This window comes from Rhodoferax sp., from assembly GCF_039922535.1.
Classification (GTDB): domain Bacteria; phylum Pseudomonadota; class Gammaproteobacteria; order Burkholderiales; family Burkholderiaceae_C; genus Rhodoferax_B.
This window is the reverse complement of the sequence record NZ_JBDTEM010000319.1, coordinates 1-7516: the sequence shown is the minus strand read 5'-3', so window position 1 is coordinate 7516 and position 7516 is coordinate 1. Positions and strand designations below refer to the sequence as shown.

6 protein-coding genes are annotated in these 7516 nt (G+C 62.3%); 4 read left to right on the top strand and 2 right to left on the bottom strand.

What is annotated here, in order from left to right:
• Positions 1-351: 351 nt before the first annotated feature.
• From xylF to ABI213_RS15255, 4 genes are all read left to right on the top strand, one after another.
• Positions 352-1389, top strand: coding sequence for a D-xylose ABC transporter substrate-binding protein (gene xylF, locus ABI213_RS15270; RefSeq protein WP_348008735.1), 1038 nt, complete (start codon positions 352-354; stop codon positions 1387-1389).
• A gap of 173 nt (positions 1390-1562) precedes the next feature.
• The gene (locus ABI213_RS15265; RefSeq protein ID WP_348008736.1) at positions 1563-2744 is read left to right on the top strand and encodes an ABC transporter permease; all 1182 of its coding nucleotides are present in this window, start codon (positions 1563-1565) and stop codon (positions 2742-2744) included.
• Positions 2745-2746: 2 nt separating this feature from the next.
• Positions 2747-3526 carry an ATP-binding cassette domain-containing protein gene (locus tag ABI213_RS15260; protein WP_348008737.1) on the top strand — a complete coding sequence of 260 codons (780 nt, stop codon included), beginning with the start codon at positions 2747-2749 and terminating at the stop codon, positions 3524-3526.
• Between the two features lie 36 nt (positions 3527-3562).
• Positions 3563-4717, top strand: coding sequence for an ROK family transcriptional regulator (locus ABI213_RS15255; protein WP_348008738.1), 1155 nt, complete (start codon positions 3563-3565; stop codon positions 4715-4717).
• A gap of 163 nt (positions 4718-4880) precedes the next feature.
• On the opposite strand, the gene ABI213_RS15250 is transcribed toward ABI213_RS15255, so the two are convergent.
• Together ABI213_RS15250 and ABI213_RS15245 are read right to left on the bottom strand one after the other, a co-directional pair.
• The gene (locus tag ABI213_RS15250) at positions 4881-5558 is read right to left on the bottom strand and encodes a hypothetical protein (RefSeq protein ID WP_348027720.1); all 678 of its coding nucleotides are present in this window, start codon (positions 5556-5558) and stop codon (positions 4881-4883) included.
• A 495-nt stretch (positions 5559-6053) separates the two neighbouring features.
• Positions 6054-7010 (bottom strand): bile acid:sodium symporter family protein, encoded by a 957-nt coding sequence (locus ABI213_RS15245; protein WP_348027718.1) that lies wholly within the window; start codon positions 7008-7010, stop codon positions 6054-6056.
• Between the last annotated feature and the right edge of the window lie 506 nt (positions 7011-7516).

Below are 7516 nucleotides of genomic sequence, written 5' to 3'. Positions count from 1 at the left end.
GCAACCAGCAAGCCCAGGTGCGGAAGGTCATTGACAACCTGACCACCCAGCACAATAACCGGCAAATCTCCGACAGCCAGTACCAACACGACATGGCTTTCTACGCCCGGGTGTCCAACGCCATCGGTTAATGCTGCGGTTTTTGTAGCTTCCAGCGCAGATGGAATATGCGCTAGAAGCTGATTTTATTAATAAATAGCTGCCGCAGTTTTACACAGCCACCTAGGGCAAGTCCTAGTTCGGCAATCGCCAAAATGTTTGATAGTTCGTCCGGAAGTCGAACTATCTACGTAGCCACGCTGCCTTCGCCTTACCAGACCCGCCTCACGCAGGCACCTCATGGAGACAACAATGCAAAAACCATTCAAGAAGATTCTGTCCGTTGTGGCCCTGGCCGCTCTCGGTACCGTCAGCACCGCCACGCTAGCGCAAATGACGGTGGGGGTGAGCTGGTCCAACTTCCAAGAGGAACGCTGGAAAACCGATGAAACCGCCATCAAGGCGCAGCTGGAAAAGCTGGGTGCCAAGTACATCAGTGCCGATGCCGGTGGCTCCCCTGAGAAGCAACTCGGCGACATCGACAGCCTGATCAGCAAGGGTGCCAAAGTGCTGATCGTGCTGGCCATGGACAAAGACGCGATTCTGCCCGCTGTCAACAAGGCCACCAAAGAGAAGATTCCCGTCGTCGCCTACGACCGCCTGATCGAAGCGCCCGGCGTGTACTACATCACCTTTGACAACAAAGAGGTCGGCCGCATGCAGGCTGCCGCCGTGTTCAAGATGCAACCCAAGGGCAACTACGTGATGATCAAGGGTTCGCCTTCCGACCCGAATGCCGACTTCCTGCGCGCAGGCCAGCAAGAGGTGATCGCCGCCGCCGTCAAGTCCGGTGCCATCAAGATCGTGGGCGAGGAATACACCGACGGCTGGAAGCCCGAAGTCGCGCAAAAGAACATGGAGCAGATCCTCACCAAGGTCGGTGGCAAGGTGGATGCCGTGGTGGCCTCCAACGACGGCACCGCTGGCGGTGTGGTCGCCGCGCTCACCAGCAAGGGCATCAAGGGCATTCCCGTGTCCGGCCAAGACGGCGACTTTGCCGCGCTGAACCGCGTCGCCCTGGGCACGCAAACCGTCTCGGTGTGGAAGGACGCACGCGACCTGGGCCGCGAAGCCGCCATTGCCGCAGTGGACCTGGCCGGTGGCAAGAAAGTGCCCGGCACCGTGAGCTGGAACGGCGGCGAAAAGAAGATCGCGCTGGACTCGCATTTCCTCAAGCCGGTCGCCATCACCCGCGACAACCTGGACCTGGTGGTCAAGGCCAACTGGATCAAGAAGGACGAGCTGTGCAAGGGTGTGGCCGCAGCCAGCGCCCCGGCCGCCTGCAAGTAATTAGGCTCACCCCCAGACTGCGCTTCGCTTCGCCAACCCCCTTGCAGGGGGCGATACCAGTGGCCCGGCAAAGCCGGTTCCACGGTATCCCTGGGAGCGTGCGAGCAGTCTGAAGAAGTGGTGGCGTAGTGAGCAAGTCACACGCCCTACCTTTCCATTTATCGGAGTCTTGAATGTCCCAATCCCCCTGGCGCGATGCCAACATCGACTGGCGCCTGGTCCTGATGAGCCTGGTGCTGGCCGTGCTGGCCACGGTGTTTGGCGTGCTGACCGAAGGCATCTTCTTCTCGCCCGAGAACCTGTACAACATTGCCCAGCAGACCGCCGTGGTGGGCATCGTCTCCACCGTCATGGTGTTGATCATCGTGGCCCGCCACATCGACTTGTCGGTCGGCTCGGTGATGGGCTTTGTGGGCGTGCTGATTGCGTATTTGCAGTACAGCAGCAACTGGTCCTGGCCCACGGCCTGCCTGGCCGGGCTGGCGGTGGCCATGGCCGTGTCGATCTACCAGGGATGGCTCACGGCGGTGCTGGGCGTGCCCTCGTTTGTGGTCACGTTGGGCGGGCTGATGTCGTTTCGCGGTGCCGCTTTTTTGGTAGCCGACGGCAAGACCCAGCCGGTCACCAACGATTTCTTCTTGCGCCTGGGCGGCGGCTATGACGGGGGCATTGGCACCCAGGCCACCTGGTGGATTACCGGCCTGGTCTGCGTGGCGCTGCTGCTGCGCGTAGTGCAAAAGCGCCGCACGCGTCAGCACCACGGCGTGGCCACCGACCCGCTGTGGATGGAGGCGCTGCTGGTCGGCGTGCCCATCTTGCTGCTGCTAGCCTTTGCCGACACCATGAACCACTACCAAATCTCGTCCAAGCCGGTTCCGCAGGGAATTCCGATACCGGTGCTGATCTGGGCCGTGGTGGCCGGTGGCTTGTCGTTTCTGGTGCACCGCACCCGCTTTGGCCGCTACGTCTACGCCATGGGCGGCAACCCCGACGCGGCGGCGCTGGTGGGCATTCCGGTCAAGCGCGTCACCTTGCAATTGTTCGCGCTGCTGGGTGTGCTGATTACGATTGCCGCGATTGTGTCCATCGCGCGGCTGAACGCCGGCACCAACTCGCTGGGCACCGGCATGGAGCTGTACGTGATTGCGGCCGCCGTCATCGGCGGCACCGCGCTGGCCGGGGGCAGCGGCTCCATCTTCGGCTCTGTTCTGGGTGCGCTGATCATGCAGTCGCTGGACAGCGGCATGCTGCTGCTGGACGTGTCCATCGGCAAGCGCATGGTCATCATTGGCCAGGTGCTGATCGTGGCTGTAGTGTTTGATGTGTTCTACCGCAAATTCACCGGGGACCGTTGAACATGACTGATCCATCTAAACCCCTGGTCGAACTGCGCGACATCCGCAAAGCCTTTGGCGGCGTGGTCGCGGTAGACGGTGTCAGCGTCAACCTGTATCCCGGCGAAGTGGTGGCCTTGTTGGGCCACAACGGCGCGGGCAAGTCCACGCTGATGAAAATGCTGGCCGGGGCCTACCCCATTGATTCTGGCGACACCGTGATTGCCGGGCAAAAGGTACACATCCGCACCCCCGCCGAAGCGCAGGCCCAGGGCATTGAAACCATCTACCAAACCCTGGCCCTGGCCGACAACCTGGATTCGGTGGCCAACCTGTTCCTGGGCCGCGAGAAGATGACCCGCTGGAACACGCTGGACGACCATTTCATGGAAGAGAACGCCCGCAAGGTGTTCGCCCGCCTGAACAAGAACTTCACCAACATCCGCGTGCCGGTGCGGCGGCTCTCGGGCGGCCAACGCCAGGTGGTGGCGATCTCGCGGGCGCTGTACTTCAATGCCCGCATCCTGATCATGGACGAGCCCTGCGCCGCCCTGGGCCCCGAAGAAACCGCCATGGTCGGCCGCCTGGTGCAGCAGCTCAAAAGCGAAGGCGTGGGCATCTTTTTGATCACCCACGACATGCCGGATGTGTTTGGTCTGAGCGACCGGCTGGCGGTGATGAAGAACGGCAAACTGGTCGGCACCTACAACACCGCCGACGTGACCGAAGACGAGGTGCTGGGCATGGTCATCACCGGCAAACGGCCTGAGGGCAAGCCGCAAACCGAGCGCGCCAGCATCTAGACTCCAGGATTCTTTCCACTTCGCGATTCCACCCCCATGAAGACTACGGGCGACCAGCAACTCGTCAAACGCATCAACCGCAGCGTACTGCTGCGCATGCTGCGGGCCCAGCCCGGCCTGTCGCGGGCCAGGCTGGCGTCGGGCAGCGGCCTGACCAAATCCACCGTTAGCCTGCTAGTGCGCGAACTGCTGGAGGACGGCTGGCTCACCGAAGCCGTGGAAACCGTCAACGAAGGCCTGGGCCGCCCGTCCACGCCGCTGCGCATCCACGAGGGCAAGCGCGCTCTGATCGGGGTGGAAATGGCCGTCGAAGTGGTGCGCGTGGTCTGCGTCACCCTGCAGGGCGACATCTTGCATTCCGAAGAGCAGCCCCTGGCCAGCACCCACCCGGCGCGGGCCAGCCAGCAAACCGCCCGCATGGTGGCCACCGCCTACGCCGAGCTGCTGGCGCTGGGCCTGCAGCTGGTGGGCGTGGGCGTGTGCACCCCCGGTGCCATCGACCACGCCAGCGGCGAGGTGCTGTTTGCCCCGAATCTGGGCTGGCGCAACCTTGACCTGCTCAGCCACCTGACCCAGGCCCTGGCCAAGGTCGGCCTGCCCCCGGTGCCGCTGCAATTGCAAAACGATGCCGACGCAGGCGCGCTGGGCGAATACGAGTTTGCCGACGGCGAGGGCGAAGACCCGCTGATCTTTGTGAGCTGCGACGTGGGCGTGGGCGCGGGCATTGTCTCCAACGACCGCTTGTTCAGCGGCGCGCAAGGCATGGCCGGGGAAATCGGCCACACCATCATGCAAATCGACGGCCCGCTGTGCTCCTGCGGGCGCAAAGGCTGCGCCGAGGCCTTCATCGGCCTGCGCGCGCTCAGCGGCATGGACGGCACCCCGGTGGACCTGAGCCGCTCCGGCCACTACCTGGGCGTGCTGCTGCAAAACCTGTGGACCACCTTCAACCCCCGGGCCATCGTGGTCGGCGGCAAGTCCTGCGACCACCACCCCGAATTTCTGCAAAGCGCCATCGACACCGTAGCCCAGTACGCCGCCAGCGCCGGCATGCCGCCCCCCAGCATCCGCATGGCCCGCTACGGCCCCCTGGCCGCCGCCGTGGGGGCTGCTGCGCTGCCGCTGCACGAGTATTTGCGGCCCATGCACCCGAATTCCGAAGCCCGGCGGGCGCGGGCGGGGCGGGGGTAAATAGCCCGTGTGGATGCTATTGAATACGTAGCTGCCAGCGCAGGTGCTATGTGCGCTGGAGGGTGATTTTTCTTAAATTTTCAGGGTGTGAGAATTTGCGACTCCATCCATCGCGGCATTCGGAAACGACAACCTGCTTAACCTGCAGGTTTGTGGCGGTGGTTCACTTCGGATCTAGGACATCGAACTCGAACTGCACCGGCGCAGCATTTTCGATGAAGGCGCTGATCAGGTAGTGGCCGGCAGGATCGCCATGGGCCACGTCCCAAGACTTTGAGACGGTGCCGTTGTAAACAGTCAGGGTGACATCCAGCGAAATCGTCTTGCGGTCCGCCGAGGTGCCGTACGGCTGGCCACCGGCACCCCAGGTCTTCGGGGTTTCTGGCAACGTCATGCGTTCGAGCACGCGGACCTTGCCCGTCATCTGGTTGAGTTGCAGGATCCACCCGTAGTTTTGGTTGACCACCCGAGGGACTGTGTTGGAAACCAGGAAGTCCAGCACGTCGTTGTTCGGGGCCAGCTTGAAGAGCCCAAAGACCGCATCCAGCGGACACGCTCCATGGGTTGGCGGAGCGGCCGCGCAAGCCTTGAACACGGCCGCATTGGATGCCGAAATGGATCCATACGATGCGGCGGGCATCGGGGAGCCATTGACCGGCGAAGCGCTCGCCACCTGCGCGTCAACGTGGGAACACGCGACGGCCGCGAAAAAAACAAGCAGTGGGCGGAGATATTTCATGGTGGATGCGGCTCGGCAAGAGACTGTCAGCACCGCGCTGAACACCGCAAAGTCTATCCGCAGATCGGCGGCCCAAGGGGCGCTTTCGCTCGCGCGCGCCATGCTTTGATGTCTGCTGGCGATGGGTGCAGTCCGTCATCGGATCGCGCGCGAAGGACCGCCTTCCGCCCACAGTGCTCATCCCGTCAACAGACTTGGCTGAGCGCGACTGGCCGAAACCGGCCTCTCAAACGCCATCGTTGGCGTGGTTTCTAAACACCGCCGGACCGCTGCCGGGACCGCCCGCTTGGTTTTTCGGCACGGGCCGGGCTGTTTGTGCACCTGGATGTGGACGCCGCACACGGTTTGCAGGGTTTCCAGCCATGCGAACAGCTTTGCCTCTTCCTCTTGGGTGAGCCGCAGGGTACGCAGATTTTCGGGCACCACGGCCACGCCCGCGCCGTAGGTTCATGGGGGGGCGTGGGGAAATTCAGGTTGTCCAATGCGCACACCATTCGCTGGCCCTTGTTTTAAGCCAGCGCAGATGCGAACCATCCACTCCCAATACATAAAAACGCCCGACATGGCCGGGCGTTTTTGGATGGCAATGGGTTTGCTTCAGCGCGGAGCTGCCCCGGTCGAACCATCTTCATTGCGGAAGCGCTGGTACAGCGTGGCGATCAGCGGGCCGCTGATGTTGTGCCACACGCTGAAAATGGCGCTCGGCACGGCCGCCAAAGGTGAGAAGTGTGCCGTGGCCAATGCCACGCCCAGGCCTGAGTTCTGCATGCCTACCTCGATCGACAGCGCCTTGCGTTTGGACACCGGCATGCCGGTCAGTTTGCCGAGCCAGTAGCCCAGCAACAAGCCCAGGCCGTTGTGCAGCACCACCACGGCAAAGATCATCAGGCCGCTGGTCGCAATACGCGCCTGGTTGCCAGCCACCACGGCGGCCACAATCGCGACGATGGCGACCACCGACACCAGTGGCAACACCGCCACCGCACTGCGCACCTTGGTGCCCAGCAGCGTTTGCACCACCAAGCCCAGCACAATGGGAAACACCACCACTTGTACGATAGACCAGAACATCGCCGCCGCACTCACCTCCAGCCACTGGCTGGCCAGCAGGTAGATCAGCGCCGGTGTGACGATGGGCGCGAGCAAGGTGGTGACAGAGGTAATGGCTACCGACAAGGCCACATCGCCGCGCGCCAGAAAGGTCATCACATTCGATGCCGTGCCACCGGGGCAGCAGCCCACCAGAATCACGCCCACCGCCACTTCAGGCGGCAATTGCAGGGCCTTGGCCAAGATCCACGCCAGCGCCGGCATGATGATGAACTGGCCCAATACGCCAATGGCCACGTCCATCGGGCGCTTGGCGACTTCTATGAAATCTTCTTTCGACAGCGTCAACCCCATGCCGAACATGATGATGCCCAGCAAGGGGACGATGTACGCGCCAATCCACTTGAACTGCGCGGGCGCAAAAAAAGCGAGCACTGCAAAAAGCAGCACCCAAAAAGCAAAGGTTTTGCCGACAAAGCGGCTGAGACGGGCAAGGGAGTGCATGAAAAATTTTGTGAGTGAAAACTGTCGGCACCTTACACCACACTAGGTCCGTTCAAAAAGGTACGTGCACAGTGAATGGCTAGTAGGTCCTTATGTGGTCTAGGTGGCGTTGCGTCACGCAAACTGGGCGGCCCCATGCGCGTGTCTTTGTACATCGCGCCACGTACAGGGCTTTGGGGCGGAGCGATGCGCCTCTGTCCTCTTTGCAATGGTTTATGGCTGGATGGCGCGAGACAGGCTGGCGCGCCATTTCTATAATTTTGGTATGCCAGGCAAAAATGACCGGTGCAAACAGAGCCTTTTCGCACTGCAGATTGCCGACTTTCACCCCCCCCCCCAGCACACACCACCCTTATGACAACTTCCGCAGCATCTGCCTTGCCGGTCAGCGCCGCCACCCCGGTCACCAGTCCACCCAAAGCCAAGCCCGCACTCGGCATTTTGGCGGCCATCAGCGGCTCGCACATGGTCAACGACATGATGCAGTCGCTGATCCTGGCGATGTA